This is a genomic window from Rhodococcus sp. IEGM 1354 (genome assembly GCF_030056855.1).
Lineage (GTDB): Bacteria > Actinomycetota > Actinomycetes > Mycobacteriales > Mycobacteriaceae > Rhodococcoides.
Genome location: NZ_JASHKT010000007.1, coordinates 58,124 through 77,074 on the forward strand (window position 1 = coordinate 58,124; position 18,951 = coordinate 77,074).

General features: G+C 64.4%; 18 protein-coding genes and 1 riboswitch. Of the genes, 4 read left to right on the forward strand and 14 right to left on the reverse strand.

Features of this window, described 5'->3' with window-relative positions:
* Position 1 precedes the first annotated feature (1 nt).
* Positions 2-784: a succinate dehydrogenase iron-sulfur subunit gene (locus tag QM588_RS16660; protein ID WP_027496417.1), complete on the forward strand. Its 783-nt coding sequence runs from the start codon at positions 2-4 to the stop codon at positions 782-784.
* 61 nt (positions 785-845) lie between these two features.
* Here QM588_RS16660 and QM588_RS16665 read toward each other — a convergent pair whose 3' ends face one another.
* From QM588_RS16665 to QM588_RS16680, 4 genes are all read right to left on the reverse strand, one after another.
* Positions 846-2,084, reverse strand: a complete 1,239-nt coding sequence (locus QM588_RS16665; RefSeq protein ID WP_222100169.1) for an acyl-CoA dehydrogenase family protein — start codon at positions 2,082-2,084, stop codon at positions 846-848.
* Between the two features lie 84 nt (positions 2,085-2,168).
* Positions 2,169-2,981: an ATP-binding cassette domain-containing protein gene (locus tag QM588_RS16670; RefSeq protein ID WP_283314959.1), complete on the reverse strand. Its 813-nt coding sequence runs from the start codon at positions 2,979-2,981 to the stop codon at positions 2,169-2,171.
* Between the two features lie 2 nt (positions 2,982-2,983).
* Positions 2,984-4,042: an ABC transporter permease gene (locus tag QM588_RS16675; RefSeq protein WP_283314960.1), complete on the reverse strand. Its 1,059-nt coding sequence runs from the start codon at positions 4,040-4,042 to the stop codon at positions 2,984-2,986.
* Positions 4,043-4,069: 27 nt separating this feature from the next.
* Positions 4,070-5,110 carry a substrate-binding domain-containing protein gene (locus QM588_RS16680; protein ID WP_283314962.1) on the reverse strand — a complete coding sequence of 347 codons (1,041 nt, stop codon included), beginning with the start codon at positions 5,108-5,110 and terminating at the stop codon, positions 4,070-4,072.
* 173 nt (positions 5,111-5,283) lie between these two features.
* Between QM588_RS16680 and QM588_RS16685 the strand changes: the two genes are divergently transcribed.
* Positions 5,284-6,600, forward strand: coding sequence for a D-alanyl-D-alanine carboxypeptidase family protein (locus QM588_RS16685; protein ID WP_283314964.1), 1,317 nt, complete (start codon positions 5,284-5,286; stop codon positions 6,598-6,600).
* Between the two features lie 44 nt (positions 6,601-6,644).
* On the opposite strand, the gene yhjD is transcribed toward QM588_RS16685, so the two are convergent.
* The 9 genes from yhjD to QM588_RS16730 form a co-directional block, all read right to left on the reverse strand.
* The gene (yhjD, locus tag QM588_RS16690; RefSeq protein ID WP_179274198.1) at positions 6,645-7,664 is read right to left on the reverse strand and encodes an inner membrane protein YhjD; all 1,020 of its coding nucleotides are present in this window, start codon (positions 7,662-7,664) and stop codon (positions 6,645-6,647) included.
* Positions 7,665-7,749: 85 nt separating this feature from the next.
* Positions 7,750-8,790 carry a tryptophan--tRNA ligase gene (gene trpS, locus QM588_RS16695; RefSeq protein ID WP_283314968.1) on the reverse strand — a complete coding sequence of 347 codons (1,041 nt, stop codon included), beginning with the start codon at positions 8,788-8,790 and terminating at the stop codon, positions 7,750-7,752.
* Positions 8,791-8,864: 74 nt separating this feature from the next.
* Positions 8,865-9,671, reverse strand: a complete 807-nt coding sequence (locus tag QM588_RS16700; protein WP_283314970.1) for an exodeoxyribonuclease III — start codon at positions 9,669-9,671, stop codon at positions 8,865-8,867.
* A gap of 52 nt (positions 9,672-9,723) precedes the next feature.
* Positions 9,724-10,626: a membrane protein insertase YidC gene (yidC, locus tag QM588_RS16705; protein WP_283314971.1), complete on the reverse strand. Its 903-nt coding sequence runs from the start codon at positions 10,624-10,626 to the stop codon at positions 9,724-9,726.
* Positions 10,627-10,687: 61 nt separating this feature from the next.
* Positions 10,688-11,077, reverse strand: a complete 390-nt coding sequence (locus QM588_RS16710) for a DUF6412 domain-containing protein (RefSeq protein ID WP_283314972.1) — start codon at positions 11,075-11,077, stop codon at positions 10,688-10,690.
* Between the two features lie 61 nt (positions 11,078-11,138).
* Complete coding sequence (locus tag QM588_RS16715; protein ID WP_283314974.1) at positions 11,139-11,423, reverse strand: DUF6412 domain-containing protein; 285 nt, start codon at positions 11,421-11,423, stop codon at positions 11,139-11,141.
* 41 nt (positions 11,424-11,464) lie between these two features.
* A complete protein-coding gene (locus QM588_RS16720) occupies positions 11,465-12,895 on the reverse strand; it encodes a DUF4153 domain-containing protein (RefSeq protein WP_283314976.1) in 1,431 nt (476 codons plus the stop codon).
* A 98-nt stretch (positions 12,896-12,993) separates the two neighbouring features.
* Positions 12,994-13,968: a HAMP domain-containing sensor histidine kinase gene (locus QM588_RS16725; protein ID WP_283314978.1), complete on the reverse strand. Its 975-nt coding sequence runs from the start codon at positions 13,966-13,968 to the stop codon at positions 12,994-12,996.
* Positions 13,965-14,639, reverse strand: a complete 675-nt coding sequence (locus QM588_RS16730) for a response regulator transcription factor (RefSeq protein ID WP_201009554.1) — start codon at positions 14,637-14,639, stop codon at positions 13,965-13,967. The genes QM588_RS16725 and QM588_RS16730 overlap by 4 nt, the downstream gene beginning before the upstream one ends.
* Positions 14,640-14,774: 135 nt before the next feature.
* Between QM588_RS16730 and QM588_RS16735 the strand changes: the two genes are divergently transcribed.
* Positions 14,775-15,824, forward strand: coding sequence for an ABC transporter substrate-binding protein (locus QM588_RS16735; RefSeq protein WP_283314983.1), 1,050 nt, complete (start codon positions 14,775-14,777; stop codon positions 15,822-15,824).
* A 3-nt stretch (positions 15,825-15,827) separates the two neighbouring features.
* Here QM588_RS16735 and QM588_RS16740 read toward each other — a convergent pair whose 3' ends face one another.
* Positions 15,828-16,967 (reverse strand): MFS transporter, encoded by a 1,140-nt coding sequence (locus tag QM588_RS16740; RefSeq protein ID WP_283315282.1) that lies wholly within the window; start codon positions 16,965-16,967, stop codon positions 15,828-15,830.
* A 352-nt stretch (positions 16,968-17,319) separates the two neighbouring features.
* Positions 17,320-17,442: riboswitch (SAM riboswitch) on the forward strand.
* Between the two features lie 154 nt (positions 17,443-17,596).
* Here QM588_RS16740 and QM588_RS16745 point away from each other — a divergent pair.
* Entirely contained in the window at positions 17,597-18,946 is a 1,350-nt protein-coding gene (locus tag QM588_RS16745) for a bifunctional o-acetylhomoserine/o-acetylserine sulfhydrylase (RefSeq protein ID WP_283314985.1), read from the forward strand.
* Positions 18,947-18,951: the final 5 nt, after the last annotated feature.

Here is an 18,951-nt window from a genome sequence, read left to right on the forward strand (position 1 = left end):
CATGAGCGCACCCACACTGGACAAGAAGTCCGAACAGAACGATCTGCCTCCCGTGCCCGACGGCGCGGTCATGGTCACGCTCAAGATCGCTCGTTTCAACCCCGAGAGCGGCGACGGCCAGTACTGGGACACCTTCCAGGTCCCCACGCTGCCCACCGACCGCCTGCTGAACCTGCTGCACTACGTCAAGGGCTACCTCGACGGAACTCTGACGTTCCGTCGCTCGTGCGCCCACGGCGTCTGTGGCAGTGACGCGATGCGCATCAACGGCGTCAACCGTCTCGCCTGCAAGGTGCTGATGCGCGACATGCTGCCGAAGGACTCGTCGAAGACCCTCAACATCACCATCGAGCCCATCCGCGGCTTGCCGGTGGAGAAGGATCTCATCGTCAACATGGAGCCCTTCTTCGACGCGTTCCGCGCCGTGAAGCCGTTCCTCATGACGACGGGCAACGAGCCGACCCGCGAGCGCATTCAGTCGGCTGCGGACCGCGCCCGTTTCGACGACACCACCAAGTGCATCCTGTGTGCGTGCTGCACCACCTCGTGCCCGGTGTTCTGGAGCGACGGAAGCTACTTCGGTCCGGCGGCCATCGTCAACGCGCACCGGTTCATCTTCGACAGCCGTGACGAGGGTGCCACCGAGCGTCTGGACATCCTCAACGACGTCGAGGGTGTGTGGCGCTGCCGCACCACGTTCAACTGCACCGACGCATGCCCTCGTGGCATCCAGGTGACCAAGGCCATCCAGGAAGTCAAGCGCGCACTGCTGTTCGCTCGCTAGTCACCACTGCTACGAAGAAAGCGCCCCTTCGCACACGCGAAGGGGCGCTTTCGTCTGTCCGTCACACGAACGCGCTGTAACCCGTCACGCCGCGACCGACGATGAGATTGTTGATCTGAGCGGTGCCCTCGTACGAGTACAACGCCTCGGCATCGGAGAAGAACCTGATGACCTCGTGCTCGATGAGAATTCCGTTGCCGCCCATGATCTCTCGGGCCCATCCGACCACCTCGCGCAGACGCGTCGTGCAGAACGTCTTCGCGAGCGCCGCATGCTCGTCGTGATGAACTCCGTTGCCCTGCAGTTGTGCGACGCGAACGGCCATCCCCAGAGACGCGGTGATGTTCGCCGTCATCCGCGCGATGAGATCGGCAATGAGCTGGAACGAGGCGATCGGAGACCCGAACTGCTCCCGTTCGCGCGCGTAGGCGACGGCTCGCTCGTACGCGCCCATCATGACGCCGACGGCTTGGAACGCCACTCCCCCGCGGGTCAGCCGAAGCACCTTGGCGGTGTCGGCGAACGAGTTGGCATCGGCCAGCTTGTTGGCGACCGGGACGCGGCAGTTCTCGAGATGGACGTCGGCGTTCTCCACGGCGCGAAGCGAGTACTTCCCCTCGATCTTCTCTGCCCGGAACCCCTCGAATTCCTTCTCGACCACGAAACCCTTGACCTCGCCGTCCGCCTCGTCCTTGGCGAAGACGATCGTCAGGTCCGCGAAGGTCGCATTACCGATCCATCGCTTGCTTCCGTTGAGAATCCAATGGTCTCCATCGAGGCGAGCTGTGGTCTCCAACCCGCCGGCGACGTCCGATCCGCCGTGCGGTTCGGAGAGTCCGAACGCGCCGATCGTCTCCATTCGGCGCATGGCGGGCAACCACCGCTCGCGCTGTTCCTCGGAGCCGAGGATGGAGATACTGCTCATGGCCAGCGAACTGTGCACGCTGAACATCGTTCCCGTCGATGGGTCGACCCGCGCGAATTCCATCTCGAGCCAGCCGGTGAGTAGTTTGCGGGAGGCCTTGCGGTCCACAGGAGTGGAGCCTGCGGAACGACCCGGTTCCTTGAAGGCGTATCCCAGACCCGCGATTTCGAGTTCGGCGATGGCCGGCATCAGGTGTACCGGTGAGACGGCCTTCTCCCAGAACTCGTTGGCTCGCGGCGCAACCTGCTCCTGGAGGAACCGGCGGGTACGCAGCACCACGTCGACTTCGGCCTCGTCGAGCAAGCCCTGATACCCGTAGAAATCCGATTCGAGGAAGTCCGGCGACAGTGGCCCGAGGGGTTCGTGCTTGCTCATGGTCGACTCCTTCGTCCGGTGCCGCCCTCGGGCACCACTACTGCTCTTCTACCCGCCGTGCCCGTGTCTCACCCATCGCAGGTCTCAGCGACCGAGTTCGTGGGTAAGGGTTGCGAGCTCCTGGCCCCCGGCCATTTCGGTCGTGAGCTCGTCGAGCGAGATGTCGTCGTAAGTGCAGTCCAATTTCTGGCGGCCGCGGTCGAGCAGGACGAAATGATCGCCCACCAGGTACGCGTGGTGAGGATTGTGGGTGATGAACACGACGCCCAGTCCCTGTTCCTTGGCGGCGGAGATGTAGCGCAGCACCATCCCGGATTGTTTGACTCCCAGCGCCGCGGTCGGTTCGTCGAGAATCAGCACACGGGCTCCGAAGAAGATCGCGCGCGCGATTGCCACGCATTGCCGCTGACCGCCGGACAACGCCCCGATGGGGGCATCGACGTCGGGCAGATCGATGCCCATCTTGCGCAGCTCTTCGATGGTCGTCGCGCGCATGGCGTTCGTGTCCAGAGTCTTGAAGAATCTGCCTTTCGTGAGCTCCTGGCCGAGAAAGAAGTTGCGCCACACCGGCATCAACGCGACCACGGCAAGATCCTGGTAGACCGTCGCGATACCCAGGTCGAGAGCATCCCTCGGCGAGTCGAACGTCCTCGCTGTGCCGTCGACGAACAGTTGCCCCTCGGACGGCTTGTGCAGGCCCGCCATGATCTTGATCAGCGTCGACTTGCCTGCACCGTTGTCACCGAGAACTCCGGTGACCTCACCGGCACCGACGCGTAGGTCGATTCCGTGCAGCGCAACGATGTTGCCGTAGTTCTTTCCGACGTTCTTCAGTTCGATGAGCGGCGCCGACGCGCCCGACGGCGACTCGACGGGCTGGTCCGAGGAGGTAGTCATGCTCACCTTTTCGCCGCGTAGTTACGGAAGGAGTTGTTGGCGATCACGGCGAAGAGGAGCATCGCGCCGAGAAAGAACTTGAACCAGTCGGGATTCCACCCGGCATACACGATGCCCTGGTTGGTCATTCCGAAGATGAACGCACCGATGAAGGCTCCGACGGCGGTGCCGTAGCCACCCGTGAGCAGACATCCTCCGATGACTGCCGCGATGATGTAGAGAAATTCGTTGCCGACGCCTTGGCCGGACTGCACGGTGTCGAACGCAAACAGTAGGTGCATCCCGACGAACCATGCGCAGAACCCCACGAACACGAACAGGCCGATCTTGACCTTGGTGACCGGAACACCGACGGCCCTGGCCGATTCCTGATCGCCGCCGACGGCGAAGATCCAGTTACCGATACGAGTTCTCATCAGCACCCACGTGGCCACGAGCGTGAACACGAGCCACCACACGACGGTGATGCGGATGGAGACCCCGAACAGCGAGAACGACGAAGAGAACACGGCCTTTGCCGAATCGAAGCCCTGCATGTCCGAGATCGACGGGGTCGCAACCTGTCCGGTGACGAGTTTGGTGACGGCCAGATTGATGCCGGTGAGCATCAGGAACGACGCCAGCGTGATCAGGAACGACGGAATTCTCGTCTTCGTCACCAGATACCCGTTGACGAAGCCGACCGCCGATGCGAGGCCCAGTGCCAGTACGGCACCGGTCCACACGTTGAGGTGCAGGTTGTAAGCGAGCATCGATGCCATGATCGAGGAGAACGTGACCGCGACCCCGGTGGACAGGTCGAACTCGCCGCCGATCATCAGCAGCGCGACACCGATCGCCATGATTCCGATCGTCGACGACGCGTACAGCACGGTCGCCAGCGCTTCGGCGGACCGAAACGGCGGCGCGACGATGAAGAAGAAGACGAAGATGGCGATGGCACCGAACAGGGCACCCATCTCTGGGCGAATCAGCAAGCGCTGCAACGGTTTCTGTTTCTTCACCCGCTCGTCCAGGATCACGGCGTGCGTTCCCGATGCCGGGTCGGCCTGTGTTGGCATGATGTTCCTTCCGCGTCCGGACGACGCTCAGCGAGTTCCGTTGCGGGCGTACTCGGCGATGGCCTCGATGTTGGTCGAGTCGACGAAGGCCGGGCCGGTGAGCACCGGGGTGCCGCCGCCGATGGTGTTGCCGTTGTTGAGGTAGAGCCACAGGGAGTCGATGGCGAGATAACCCTGCAGATAGGGCTGCTGATCGATGGCCCAGGCGACGTCTCCGGACTCGATCGCGTCGACGAGGGCGGCGTTCGTGTCGAACGTGACGACGGTGGCGTCGCTACCGGCGTTGGTCTTCGATTGCACCGCGGTCAGTGCGATCGGGGCCGCGAGCGCAACCACGTGATCGATGCTCGGGTCCTGCTGTAGCTTCGCGGTGATCGTCGCTTCGACCGACGGCATGTCCTTGCTGTTGACGTTCAGAATTTCGGTGCTGCCCCCGGTGAAGCCCTGTCGAACTCCTGCGCAGCGTGCCTCGAGCGCTACTGCGCCCTGCTCCTGAATGATGCACAACGTCTTTCGCGCACCGTCTTCGGTGAGCCGCGCCCCGGCAGCCCTACCCGCGATCGTTTCGTCCTGACCGAAGTACTGCTGCACACCCATCGCGCTCCATGCGTCGTAGCCGGAATTGAAGGCCACGACCGGGATGCCCGCTGCGGTTGCCGCCTCGACAGCCGGAGCCATGGCCTCGGGCTTGGCCAGGGTCAGAGCGATGCCGTCGACCTTCGAGTCGATCGCGCTCTGAACGAGATTGGCTTGATTGGGTGCCTCCGGATCGGCCGAGTAGCGGAGCTCGATGTTGTCCTTGGCGGCTGCGGCCTCGGCTCCCTTTCGAATGAGATCCCAGAAGGTGTCGCCCGGTACCTCGTGCGTGATCATCGCTACCGTCGCCGCAGGCGTGTTCGCCACTCCCGCATTGCTGCCGTTGTCGGACGACCGCGGAGCCCCACCGGTGCTCGAACAGGCTGCCAGCGTCAGCGCTACCACCAACCCGAGCGCGACGCCCGCCCCACGGCCGGCGCGGCGTCGAGCCGAGTGAAGCAGGCCGGGACGGGCCGCCTGTCGAAATGTCATCCGGGTTCCTCTCGGGCGACCGAGCTGTCGGTAGTACAGCTCGGCGGATCACTGTCTGTACAACGTAATGCCGATCACAGACGATGGACGTAGTTTGGCAGGGCCGTCGAACCGGCCCGCTCCCCGGTGGGTCGCGGCCTCGGTGACCTCTGTAGCGCCTATGGTAATTCGCGATGAAAAGGACCCGAAAGTTCGTAGCCGTGTGGGCGACAGCTCTCTCTCTCGCCGGCGTCGGCGGCGGCCCTGCATCGGCGCAGCCGGCAGTCGAGCCACCCGTCGTGTCGACGACGCCACCGTTCACGACGCCGAACACCGATGCGTGCCCGTTCGCGGCGTCGCCGCCCCCGGCGATCGATTCCTCGGAAGTTCCGGCTCCGGGTAGCACTGCGCCACAACCGGTTCCGATCCCGGCGGAGCCGGTGGGCGGATCCCAACTGGCCGAGTGCGGCGCGATCGTGCCGGATGGCGCGCCCCCACTGCCCGCGGACATCTCGGCAACCGGGTTCGTGGTGGCAGACCTCGATTCCGGATCGGTCGTGGCCGCCAAGGATCCACACGGTCGGCACCGACCGGCGAGCACGATCAAAATTCTGCTCGCTCTCGTCGCTCTGGACGAGCTGGACCTCGGCAAACAGATCACTGCGACAGCCGAGGACGCCGACGCGGAAGGGAGCGCCGTCGGCATCGGGAAGAACGGTGTCTACACCAATCTGCAACTGTTGCAGGGCCTGGTCATGGCGTCGGGAAACGATGCCGCGCATGCCTTGTCGGCGCAGCTGGGAGGTGACGCCGCGACCGTCGAGAAGATGAATGCCAAGGCAGCAGAGTTGGGCGCGCTCGACACACGGACCGCAACCCCCTCTGGCCTGGACGGGCCGGGCATGGCCAGCTCGGCCTACGACCTGGCACTGTTCTACCGGGAGGCCATGCGCAATTCGACTTTCGCGCAACTGATTTCGACCGAGAACGTGCAATTCCCCGGCTTTCCGAAGGATCCCACGATTCCCGACGACCAGGACCGGCCCGGCTTCACGCTGTCCAACGACAACCAGCTGCTCTACAACTATCCGGGTGCTCTCGGCGGCAAGACCGGCTACACCGACGATGCCCGGCAGACCTTCGTGGCGGGTGCCGAACGCAACGGTCGCCGTCTGGTCGTGACGATCATGAAGGGTGACGTACTGCCGATCCGGCCATGGGAACAGGCCGCTCGGCTGCTCGACTACGGGTTCGCCCTCGACCCGAGCAGCAGCGTCGGCGATTTGGTCGAACCGGATTCCACGTCGCCGGTGACGAGCACACGTGCGACCGGCGCGGTGCCGACTCTTGCTCAACCCCCTGCGTCGGCGTCGAGTGCCGAATCGGGTAGCCGACAATCCGATCTGCAGGCGCAGGGCGACACGGTCGTACGCATCGCAATCGGGGTCATCGGTGCACTGGTCGTGGCCGGTTTGCTGTGGGGCGCACGCACACTCTCCCGCCGCCCCTGAGCTCCCCCACCGCCCCTTAATCTCGCGAGGTCGTCGCCTCTGTGTCAGCGTCGCCGATTGCGAAATCCAGCGATACCCAGCGCGGCCAGAGCGCCAGCGCCCACCAAGGCCAGACCACCCTTGACACCCGGCCCGTCGCTCACCTCGACCCGGGTGTTGATCACCGCGGGATCCGGCGCCGGAACATGGGCGTCTGCAAGGCTCTCCCGAGTGGTGGCTGCGAACGCAGTCGAGAACAGCACCAACCGCGACGTCGTGAACACGAACACCAACAGACCGATGATGGGACCGAACACGACTCCGGCGGGCCCGCTCGTGACGGACGCGAGGTAGATCGCGCCGAGCTGCTTGAAGATCTCGAACCCGACCGCGGCCAACAGTGCACCTTTGGCCGCACTGCGCCACGACACCGGTTCGCGGGGCAGACGTGAGATCACCCAGGTGAACAGCGCCCAGGTTCCGGCAAGCGCGAGCAGTATCGAGAAGACTCGCAGCGCCACCCCGACACCGGGAACGGAATCGAGGTTCAACCATTCGAGAATGCCACGCATGACGCCGCCCCCAGCCAACGCGGACAGCCCGAGAGAAAGCACCAGTGCTGCTCCCAGGCCGAGCAGAGCCGCGAGGTCCTTGGCCTTGGTCGCAAGGAATCCGCCCGACTCGTGCTGGCTTTCCCACATCGCGGTCAGGGCCTCACGCAGATTGGCCACCCACCCGAGCCCCGCGTACAGCGCGCCGAGCAGACCGATGACACCGACACCGGTACGGGACTCGATCGCGGTATCGATCAGCGAGCTGATCGTCTCACCGAAGCTACCCGGGACGTTCTCGGCGATCTGCGACTGAATCTCGGCAAGCCACTCCGGCTGATTCACCAGCACGAATCCGGCAACAGCGAATGCGACCATCAGCAGCGGAAACAACGCCAGCACACTGAAATACGTCATCCCCGCGGCGTAGTAATCGCCCTTCTGCCCCTGATACCGCTGCGCAGCAACAACAGTGTGATCCAGCCACGGCCACCGAGCACGCCGATCGTCGAGCATGGCCTTGAAATCGGGCATGGCACTCACCTTCTCGCTGTCGTCGGCGGCTGTTCGGGCCGTGTCCTCGAAATGTCGTGTAGCGCGAATATCGTGCACGACAAGGCTATGCGCCGGGAGGAAGGAACCCCACCCTGTCGTACACCTGAGCCAACGTTCTGCTCGCGACCTCCCTGGCTCGATCCGCACCGGCAGCGAGAAGACGATCCAATTCGGCTACGTCGGACATGAATCCGTCCATTCGTTCGCGCAGCGGAACCACGAACTCGGTCAACACGTCGGCAGTGTCGGACTTGAGGTCGCCGTAGCCCTTGCCTGCGTAACCGGCGACCAGATCGTCGATGCTCTTCCCGGACAGAGCGGACTGAATGACCAGAAGATTGCTGACGCCCGCCTTGTTCTCCGGATCGAAAACGATATCGCGTTCGTTGTCCGTCACTGCCGAACGAATCTTCTTCGCGGACACCTTCGGATCGTCCAGGATGTTGACGATGCCCGCCGGATTCGACGACGACTTGCTCATCTTCGCCGTCGGATCCTGCAGATCGAAGATCTTGGCCGTGCCCTTGATGATGTGTGCATCGGGAACCACGAAGGTCTTCTTGAACCGCGAGTTGAACCGCTGCGCCAGATCGCGAGTCAACTCCAGATGCTGACGCTGATCCTCGCCCACCGGAACGAGATTCGGCCGGTACAGCAGGATGTCCGCGGCCTGCAGAATGGGATAGGTGAACAGCCCGACGCTCGTGTGATCGCGACCCTGCTTGGCGGACTTGTCCTTGAACTGTGTCATCCGACCGGCTTCACCGAACCCGGTGATGCAGTTCAGAACCCACGCCAACTGCGCGTGCTCGGGCACCTGGCTCTGCACGAACAACGTCGACTTCTCGGGATCGATACCCACCGCCAACAGTTGCGCGGCCGCTACCCGGGTGCGCCGACGCAATTCCTTCGGGTCCTGCGGAACCGTGATCGCATGGAGATCGGGAACGAAGTAGAACGCATCGAACTCCTCCTGCAACTCCACCCAGTTCCGCACCGCACCCAGGTAGTTACCGAGATGGAACGAATCCGCCGTCGGTTGGATGCCCGAGAGCACCCGACGACGCGGACCCTGCGACGTGTCGATCGAGTCAGGAGAAGACATGCGGCAATCTTTTCACGCCGTCATCGACCCGTACCGGTTGCCTCACCACCCCGGTCACTCCGCAGGCTCCGCTCCTAGCGGTAGCGCACCGTCACCGGCGCGTGATCGGACCACCGCTGGTCGTACGCCTCTGCTCTCTCGGTGACCGCTTCTTTCGCACGCTCGGCCAGATCACTGGTGGCGAGTTGGTAGTCGATGCGCCAACCGGCGTCGTTGTCGAACGCCTTTCCGCGGTAGGACCACCAGCTGTACGGCCCTTCGACGCCGGGGTGCAGCTCACGCACGACGTCGGTCCACGGTGACTTCTCGGCGAGCAGTCGCGATACCCACTCGCGTTCCTCGGGCAGGAACCCCGAATTCTTGCGGTTGGTCTTCCACGACTTCAGATCCGCTTCGGTGTGGGCGATGTTCCAGTCGCCGCAGACCACGACGTCGCGCTCGGCGGACGTCACTGCCTTGGCGGTCTTGGCGAGATACTTCGCGAACGCCGCCATGAAGCGTTCCTTCTCGTTCTGTCGATCGGTCCCCACCTCACCCGACGGCAGGTACAGGCTCGCCACGGTGACGTCGCCGTAGTCTCCTTCGATGTAGCGACCCGCGTCGGCGAATTCAGCGACTCCGATGCCGGTTCTGATCGCCTCCGGCGCGGCCCTCGACAGCAGGGCCACACCGTTGCGTCCCTTCGCCGACGGTTCCGCCGAGGCCAGATGCCATCCCGCATCGAGGGCCGGGGCCAGCGCTTTCGTCAGCTCGCCGTCGTTGGCCCGCGTCTCCTGAAGACAGATGACGTCGGCATCGGTGGCGTCGAGCCACGGAAGCATGCCCTTGCGAACAGCCGCGCGGATCCCGTTGACGTTGACTGTGGAAATAGTGATCGGCACGCCGACGACCGTAGCGGAGGCCACCGACAAGCGGCGGGTGGCCTCCGCAGGCTCACCTTCTCTTGGGCTTCACCCCTGGCTTCGGAGCCGTCACCGCCGATGCCACCTTCGGCACCGCGACCGACTCCCGGTCGAGCCGTCGGTAGACGACGTGTTGTTGGACGTAGGTCCAGATGTTGTTGCTCACCCAGTACAGCAGCACGGCGACGGGCAGAACCGGGCCACCGACCAGCACCCCGGCCGGGAAGACCCACAACATGAGCTTGTTCATGATCGCCGTCTGCGGGTTCGCCGAAGCGGCCGCATCCTGGCGCGCGATCGATGCCCGGGAGTTCAGGTGGGTGGCCACCGCAGCAACGATCATCAGCGGCACCGCGACGGTCGCGATGGTCCACGCCGACGGCACCCCACCGAACGGACCGAAGGCTTCGAGAACATCTCGAGAGCTGTTGACTGCAGCGGAGATAGGCGCGCCGAACAGCCGCGCGTCGAGAAACGACTGCACGTCGCCTGCACCGAACACGTAGTTGGCTGTACTCGCGTTCTCCTGCGCCGACATACCGAGATGCCCGAAGCCGGTTCCCGTGCGGTTGAACGATCGCAATACGTGCAGCAGACCGATGAACACCGGTGCTTGGGCCAGCAGCGGAAGGCAACCCATCAGCGGGTTGAGGCCGTGTTCCTTCTGCAACGCGCGCATTTCCGTGGCCTGACGGGCCCGGTCGCCGGAGTACTTCTTCCGTACCTCCTCGAGCCGGGGTTGGAGTTTCTTCATGACGAGCTGTGAACGGATTTGACCGACGAACGGCTTGATCAACAGCGTTCGTAGCGTGAAGACCAAAAATACGACGGCCAAGGCCCAGGCGACGCCGTTGTCGGGGCCGAGCACGAAACCGAATACCCGGTGCCAGAACCACAGCACCGCGGAAACGGGGTAATAGACGAAATCGAGCATGGGAGTGCCTCACTGGGAGAGAAATCGGTCGGGTGACGTCTCGACCGGATCTCGCAGTGGCTCAGTAGAACTGGAGCCACCGATCCGGTCGGTGAACCGATCCGGGTGCTCTCGGCATAGGACGCCCGGGCGCGTCGGGTTGCTCTTGTCTGCGGTAGGCCCCGCGGAGTCTGCCGCCGTCGGATCCAGGGGTCGCGGATGCGGGCGGCACCACGACGAGGACGTCGACCGATGCACCCGTCACCAGCAGTGCCGCAGCCACCAGCGCACCGAACATCGCTATCTGAGCCGCGGGCTGAGCGTCGACGACGGCGAAGACGACCACCAGGACTGCTGCCACCCCGACGAGGGTGACCACTGCGGCTCGCCACGGCGACGCAGCACGCCTCGAACTCACGTCGAACGTAGCCGGCGAACCGACACGGCGGGTGGCGTTGTCGATGGACAACATAAGGATTCTCCCGATGAACCTCGTGGACCAGGGGCACGTGAGGTGTGGGAGAGCTGTCGAACTACAGCGCTCCCACCAGGAGACCGGGTGCTCGCGGCTGCGGGCGACCGGGTGCGTCGGGGCGGTGTTGACGTCGGAACGAGCCACGAAGGTGGCGCTCCTCCGCATTCGGTCCGACGTTCGACGGACGGTACAGAAGGCTCAGCGCCCCGGCACGATGCGCGTAGAACAACACCGCCGCCAGAGCAGCGACGATGATCAGTGCGAGATCCGCCGGTCCGGCGGGAGTAGTCAGTAGCAGCGTGAAGAACAGCACCGACGTGACGACGAGGTTCTGATAGCCCATCGTGCACCTCCGTCCTTCGTCACCGATCGTCGAGTCGTTGCTCAGGGTACAGATACCGTCGGGTCTGTGCACTGGTACCAGCTGTCTCCCCAGAAGACCGGGCCTCGGGCCTGAACACACTCACGAACACGTTCGGGCAGGCGATCGAGTTCGGAATCTGCGTCCGCCGACAACCCGCCGAGGTAGAACACGTCGATCCGCCCCGTCTCCTCGAACCGTTCGACGTTCTGCCGCGCGATGTATGCGTCCGGGTTCACGGCCGCGAGGGCGAGAACGGTCAGCACTGCTCCCACACCGACTGCTCGCGGAAGCCAGCGACCCGACATCCGTACGCCCGCGATGAGCAGCAATACGAACACCGAACCCAACCACCATTCGACGGCGGTGACGAACAGCCGCAGGGTGGTGTAGCCGTACTGCTCCTCGTACAACGACATTCGATGCAACGCCGACGCCACGATCACCACCGACAGTGCGCACAGCGCACCGAGCAGAACCCGCAATGCGAGTCGGTCGCGTAGGTCCGTTCGTTCGGCCTTGGTCACGGTGACCGCGATGACGAGCAAGGTCAGCACCGTGACCGTCAGCAACTGCCAGAAGCCTTGGCGTGCGTACTCGGCGTTGGTCAGACCTTCGGTGCTCAGAACGTGTCCCTGGCCGCCGAACAAGCTCGGGATCTGGAATGCGACGAACACGCCGAACAGGCCGACGACAGCGCCGAGCGGTATTGCCCACTCCCACAACCGAAGTGTACGACGCGGTGTTGCCGCCAGGCGGTCGAAGCGCGGCGGATGCACGGCCACGTATGCGGCGGCGAGGGCACCTGCGGCCGTCAATACGAAGACGACCACTCGGCCGACGATCGATCCGAGATCGAACTGCGGAGTGACAGAGCCCAGCGCATCCGCGAACCGTCGATCCGCCGCCCCGAACAGCGCGGCGAACACCACGCAGAGCACGACGGTGACGGCGGCGACCACGCCGATTCGGATCGGCTTCGGCCCTTCGAGATCGATGGATCCCGCCCCTCGTCGGGTCCACCGCACGACCCGTAGGGGCAGCAGTACCGGCAGCACGGCACCGAGGGCGATGCCCGTCCATGTCCAGGCCCGCGAGAGAACCACCGACCCGACGACGACCGCGAGGACAACGGACAACGCGACGATCCACTCCGCGTCTCGTAGCGCCGCGACGCTGGACAACGCGAGGACCCCCGCCACACCTACCCACTCCCACGTCGACAACGACGCACGCCGTACCGCTACAACGACAGCCATGATGCACGCGGCAGTGATCGGTACGCCGAAGTTGTTGTAGCCCAACACCACTGCACTGACGAGTCCAGCAACGATCGCTCCGACAAGTGCAGCTCGGGGTGCCCGAGAGTGTCGCAGCACCGGCCAGGTTCGAGGGCTCCACAGCGATCGACGAGGCCGCGTTCTCGGGTGCATGGGTATTCCGATCGTGGTCATGGCTGGGATCCATTTCTGTGTTCGAGGCATGCCGAACCGCGGCTGCGGTCCAGGGACGAGCAGTCGAGGTGAGTGGGTATGTGGGAGAAGGTGGGTCGTCAGCGCCCGGGGATGGCCACTCTGATGTGGCAGCCCGACTCACTGTCGAGAACGTCGATGGTCCCGCCGTGCAGTTCGGTGGCCCACCGTGCAATTCCGAGTCCGAGACCTGTTCCGCCGTCGGTGGATCCGCCGCGAGTGAACCGGTCGAACACCGAGTGACGGTCGGTCGGTGCGATGCCAGGACCCTCGTCGCGAACATCGAATGCGAACCGGTCACCGATTCGGTGTGCTCGGATACTCACCGTGCCCGACTGCGGCGAATGCCGTACGGCATTGTCGACGAGATTGGTGATGACCTGCGTCATTCGAGCACGATCGGCGACGACCGTCGCGGCACCGGGTGAGACGACGATCGACACTCGTTCTCGGTGAACGCCGGTCGCCTCCTCGAGGAAGGGGCGCACCGGGAAGTCCGTCGGGGCGATGCTCAGCACTCCACCCTCGACCCTCGACAGATCGAGCAGTTCGGTCACGAGGTTCCCCAGCCTCTCGGTCTGGCCGAGAGCCACCGACAACGTGGCCGGGTCGGGTTCGGTCACCCCGTCGACCATGTTCTCGAGCACTGCACGCAAGGCAGCGATCGGAGTTTTCAATTCGTGCGAGACGTTTCCGATCAGCTCGCGGCGGTATTTCTCGGCGGCTTCCAAGTCGCTTGCCATGGTGTTGAACGCGGTGGCGAGCTCGCCCACCTCGTCGCGGGACGTGGCACGCACCCGGGTCGAATAGTCGCCTCGCGCCATTGCTTTGGCCGCCGAGGTCATCTCCCGCAGCGGCGACGTCATGCCGTGCGCAACGAATTGTGTTGCGGCCAAGGACACGATCAATGCGGCGAGAAGTGTGTAGCGAAATTGCCAGCCGGCCCCGATCCAGAAGACGACACTCGCCAGCACGAGCACGATGCCCACCACGAGCGAGACCTTGAGTTTGAACGACCGCAAGGGATCGAGTGGACGCGGCAGCATCGGCCTCATCGCGGTGCCTCCACGGCGTATCCGACGCCATGGACGGTACGAATCAGGTCGCCACCGAGCTTGCGCCGCAACGCTTTCACGTGACTGTCGACGGTACGACTACTGGCCGAATCGTCCCAGCCCCACAGTTCCGACAGCAGAGTCTCCCTGGACACCGCCGTACGAGGCCGAGCGGCGAGATACGCCAGGATGTCGAATTCGGTTCTGGTGACGTGGATGTCGCCCGCGTCGGTGGAGACGCGTCGCTCCCGGTGATCGATGTGCACGTCGCCGATTCGAGTGGTGTGCTGCTCGGGAGTGACGACGCGCTCGGCGCGCCTGATGAGGGCGTGCACACGCGCGACCAGTTCACGCATGCTGAACGGCTTGCCCAGATAGTCGTCCGCACCGACGCCCAGCCCGACGAGCATGTCGGTCTCGTCGGACTTGGCCGTCAACATCAGTACCGGTACCGGCCGGGACGCCTGGATGCGTCGACACACTTCGAGTCCGTCGAAACCGGGAAGCATCAGATCCAGCACCACCACGTCGGGGTCGATCCGGCCGCACACTTCCACCGCGGACGGGCCGTCTGCGGCGGTGACCACGTCGTACCCTTCGCCTCGCAGTCGAGCGGCCACGGCATCGGAGATCGTGGGTTCGTCGTCGACTACGAGAACTGTGCGGCTCATGAGAATTGACCCTAGAGGTCGGACATGGAGGACTTCGTCGGGAAATGTGGAGGTTCGGTGAAGGTTGACGTGAATGTCTGACCAAGGGTGGGCTACCCTTCCTTTCGGTACCCGCCCTGACGAAAGGCCCATTCGATGCGTACCCGACCACTTCGGAGAACTTTGGCGGTGTGCGCGATCGCGTTGACCACGGCGGGACTACTGAGCGCCTGCTCGAACTCCGACGGCGCGTCCGACGGCCCCGACTCCCCCACGACCGCCAGCTCGGCCGTCTTTCCCGTGTCGGTGGAGCATGCGTTCGGCGAAACCGTCGTTCCAGACGAGCCCACGCGCGTCGTGGTGGCGGGATACACCGAACAGGACACGGTCTTGGCCCTCGGCGTGATCCCCGTCGGGGTGACGGAGTGGTACGGCGACCAGCCGTACGCGACCTGGCCCTGGGCTCGGGCCGCGCTGGGAAATGCCCAGCCCGAGGTGCTCACCAACAACGGCGACGGCTTCGAGACCGAGAAGATCGCCGCCCTCGAGCCCGATCTGATCATCGCCACCAACGCCGGTCTCACCGCGGACAGCTACCGGACTCTGAGCAACATCGCACCCACGCTCGCCCAGTCCGACGCGTCGACCGCCTACTTCGAGCCCTGGGACGTACAGGCGGAGAAGATCGGACGGGCGATGGGCAAGAAGGCCGAGGTGGACGGGCTCATCGACGGCGTGAATCAGAAGTTCGCCGATGCCGCGGCGGCGCACCCCGAGTTCGCGGGCAAGAAGGCGATCTTCCTACAGAACGCGTTCTACGAGGGCAAGGCCATCGCATACCAAGACGGTTTGAGCACCGACTTCCTGACGAAGCTCGGTTTTGTGATACCCGACGACATCGACGCGTTCGTGCCGGCCGACGGCAGTGCGCAGGCGAGCATCCCGCTGGAGAACCTGTCGGTCCTCGACACTGCAGATGTGCTGATCTGGGGAACGGAGAACCCGGGCGATCGCGGCCAGTTGGAGAAGGAACCGGTGTACAACGCTCTGCAGCCGGTGAAGGACGGCAATCTCGTCTTCACCGATGGGGTGACGGCGGGGGCGATCTACTTCACGAGCGTGCTGAGCCTGCCGTACGTGATCGACAAGGTGGCTCCGGCACTGTCCGAGGCGCTCGGCGGAACCGCCACCACCATCACGTCCTGACTCTCATACCGCCGAGCGCTTCTCCATCCACATGGCGACGGACAGAACGCCCAGGCCGGCAACAGCGAGTCCCGAGCCGACGGCGGCCGGTGCCGTGTAGCCGAGGCCTGCGGCGATCACGGCGCCGCCCACCGCGGCTCCAATGGCATTGGCCAGGTTGAACGCCGCGTGGTTGAGTGACGCGGCGAGAGTCTGCGCGTCCTCCGCCACGTCCATCAGACGGGTCTGAAGTCCGGGGACGACGGACGAGCCGGACGCGCCGATCAAGAACACGAGAAGCAGCGCGGTCACCGGGTTGTGAGCCGCGACGACGAAGACGGCCAGGGACACTGCGGTCGCGGCCAGCCCGATGAAGGTGCCCTTGAGCTTGTACTTGTCGGCCAACCAACCGCCTGCGTAGTTGCCGGCAACCATGCCGAGGCCGTAGATCATCAAGGCCACCGGAACCAGTGCACGGGCAAGGCCCGCGACGTCGGTCAGGGTCGACGCGATGTAGGTGTACACCGCGAACATGCCACCGAATCCGACGATGCCGACGAACAGGGTCATCCACACCTGCCCACGGCGCAGGGCACCGAGCTCGGTGATCGGACTGGTGGTCGGCATCGCGTCGAGTCGCGGCATCCACAGGACCAGCGCACTGACGGTGAGCAACCCGATCACGGCGACGAGCGCGAATGCGCTTCGCCACCCGAGGGCCTGGCCGATCCAGGTCGCCACCGGTACACCGACGACGTTCGCCACCGATAGACCCATCATCACCATCGCGACGGCCTTGGCTCGTTTGCCCGGCTCAGCGAGGTGCGCTGCCACTAGCGCCGCAACGCCGAAATACGCGCCGTGCGGCAGGCCGGCCACGAATCGGGAGGCCACCAACTCGTTGAAACTCGGTGCGAAGACCGTCCCGAGATTGCCGAGCGTGAACGCCACCATCAGCGCCAGCAACAACATGCGCCGAGGAACACGCGCCGCAAGAGCGGCGATGGTCGGCGCACCGACGACGACGCCGAGTGCGTAGGCGGAGATCATGTGACCGGCCGACGGCTCCGAGATGCCCATCGTCGTCGCGATGTCCGGGAGCAGGCCCATCGACGCGAATTCGGTGGTGCCGATACCGAAGCCGCCGATGGACAGAGCCAGCATGGCAAGCCTGCGGCGGGTCGAGTGTGGTCGATGGCCGACACTCAACCCACTCGACACCTTGCCGCGCACGGCGCTGACGTTTCTGGCGAGAGCGGAATCGGTGACAGTCACAGCAGAACAACCTTCGTAAGCAATCGGACTACAGAGCGGGGCCGGGGGCGCGATGACGACCTGGTGGATCGATTCAGCACAGCCCGACCGGACGGCACAACGTTCGTCGTCTCCATTGTCTTCCCCGAGGCGACTCGTTTTCGAGTCGTCGGGCGGTGATTGTCCTCACCAGAGCATCTGCTCGAGGGTCGCGAGCGCCCTCGTTCCCCCGAGACACCCGTACCCGCTAAGATTCCTGCCAGGTCATGAGTGCCAGCATCGAGCCCCGGCTTGCTGGCCGGCAACCCTCCAACCGCGGTGGGGTGCCCCGGGTGAACGACCAGGCCGATGCAACACATCCGTGTCGTATCGACAAGCGCGGGTCCGCTCCGAAGCGGACCCACTGATCTTCGGTCCCCACGGGCCGAGGCATGTCAGGAGGTTCTCATGTGTTGCTGTACCGATACGCCCCGTAACGCTCGAGTTCTCGAGCTTCATTCGACAGAAAACACGTCTGAGAAAACGGAGTATCACCAGCCATGACCGATTCGACCCCCGACGTCGTCGACGCCACCGGAGCACCCACCGAGGATCCGTTCACCGATCCCGCAGCCGACTGGAGCTTCGAGACCAAGCAGATCCATTCGGGTCAGACACCGGACGGCACCACCAGGGCTCGTGCGTTGCCCATCTACCAGACCACCTCGTACACGTTCGACAACACCGATCACGCGGCCGCATTGTTCGGTCTGGCCGAGCCCGGCAACATCTACACCCGGATCATCAACCCGACACAGGATGTCGTCGAGCAGCGCATCGCGGCCCTCGAAGGTGGCGTCGCGGCATTGCTGCTCGCGTCGGGCCAGGCCGCCGAGACGTTCGCGATTCTCAACCTCGCCGAGGCGGGCGACCACATCGTGTCGAGCCCGCGGCTCTACGGCGGCACCTACAACCTGTTCCATTACACGCTCCCCAAGCTGGGTATCACCGTCTCGTTCGTCGATGATCCGGACGATCTCGAGCAGTGGCGCGCGGCCATCACACCGTCGACCAAAGCGTTCTACGGTGAGACGATCTCCAATCCGAAGAACGACATTCTCGATATCCCCGGCATTTCGGCCGTTGCCCACGAGAACGGCATTCCGCTGATCGTCGACAACACCGTCGCGACGCCGTACCTGCTGCAGCCGCTGAAGCACGGTGCCGACATCGTGGTGCACTCGGCGACGAAGTACCTCGGCGGTCACGGCACGGCGATCGCAGGCGTCATCGTCGACGGCGGAACGTTCGACTGGACGCAGGGCCGTCACCCCAACTTCACCACCCCGGACCCGAGTTACCACGGTGTCGTCTTCGCCGATCTCGGCGCTCCGGCCTTCGCCTTGAAGGCACGGGTGCAGTTGTTGCGCGACATCGGGGCTGCGGTGTCACCCTTCAATGCGTTCCTCATCAGCCAAGGTCTCGAGACGTTGAGTCTTCGAATCGAGCGGCACGTGGCGAACGCGCAGAAGGTAGCCGAGTTCCTCGCCGGTCGCGACGACGTCGTCTCGATCAACTACGCCGGACTCGAATCCTCGCCCTGGTACGAGCGCGGGCAGCAGCTACTCCCGAAGGGGCAGGGCGCGATCATCGCCTTCGAACTGAAGGGAGGAGTGGACGCGGGCAAGAAGTTCGTCAACGCTCTCACTCTGCACAGTCATGTGGCTAACATCGGAGACGTGCGTTCTCTCGTCATCCATCCGGCATCCACCACGCATTCGCAGTTGACCCCGGAAGAGCAGTTGGCCTCCGGCGTCACTCCTGGCCTCGTGCGTCTGGCCGTCGGTATAGAAGGAATCGACGACATCATCGCCGATCTCGAGGTCGGCTTCCGCGCGGCGGCGTCTTGAGTCAC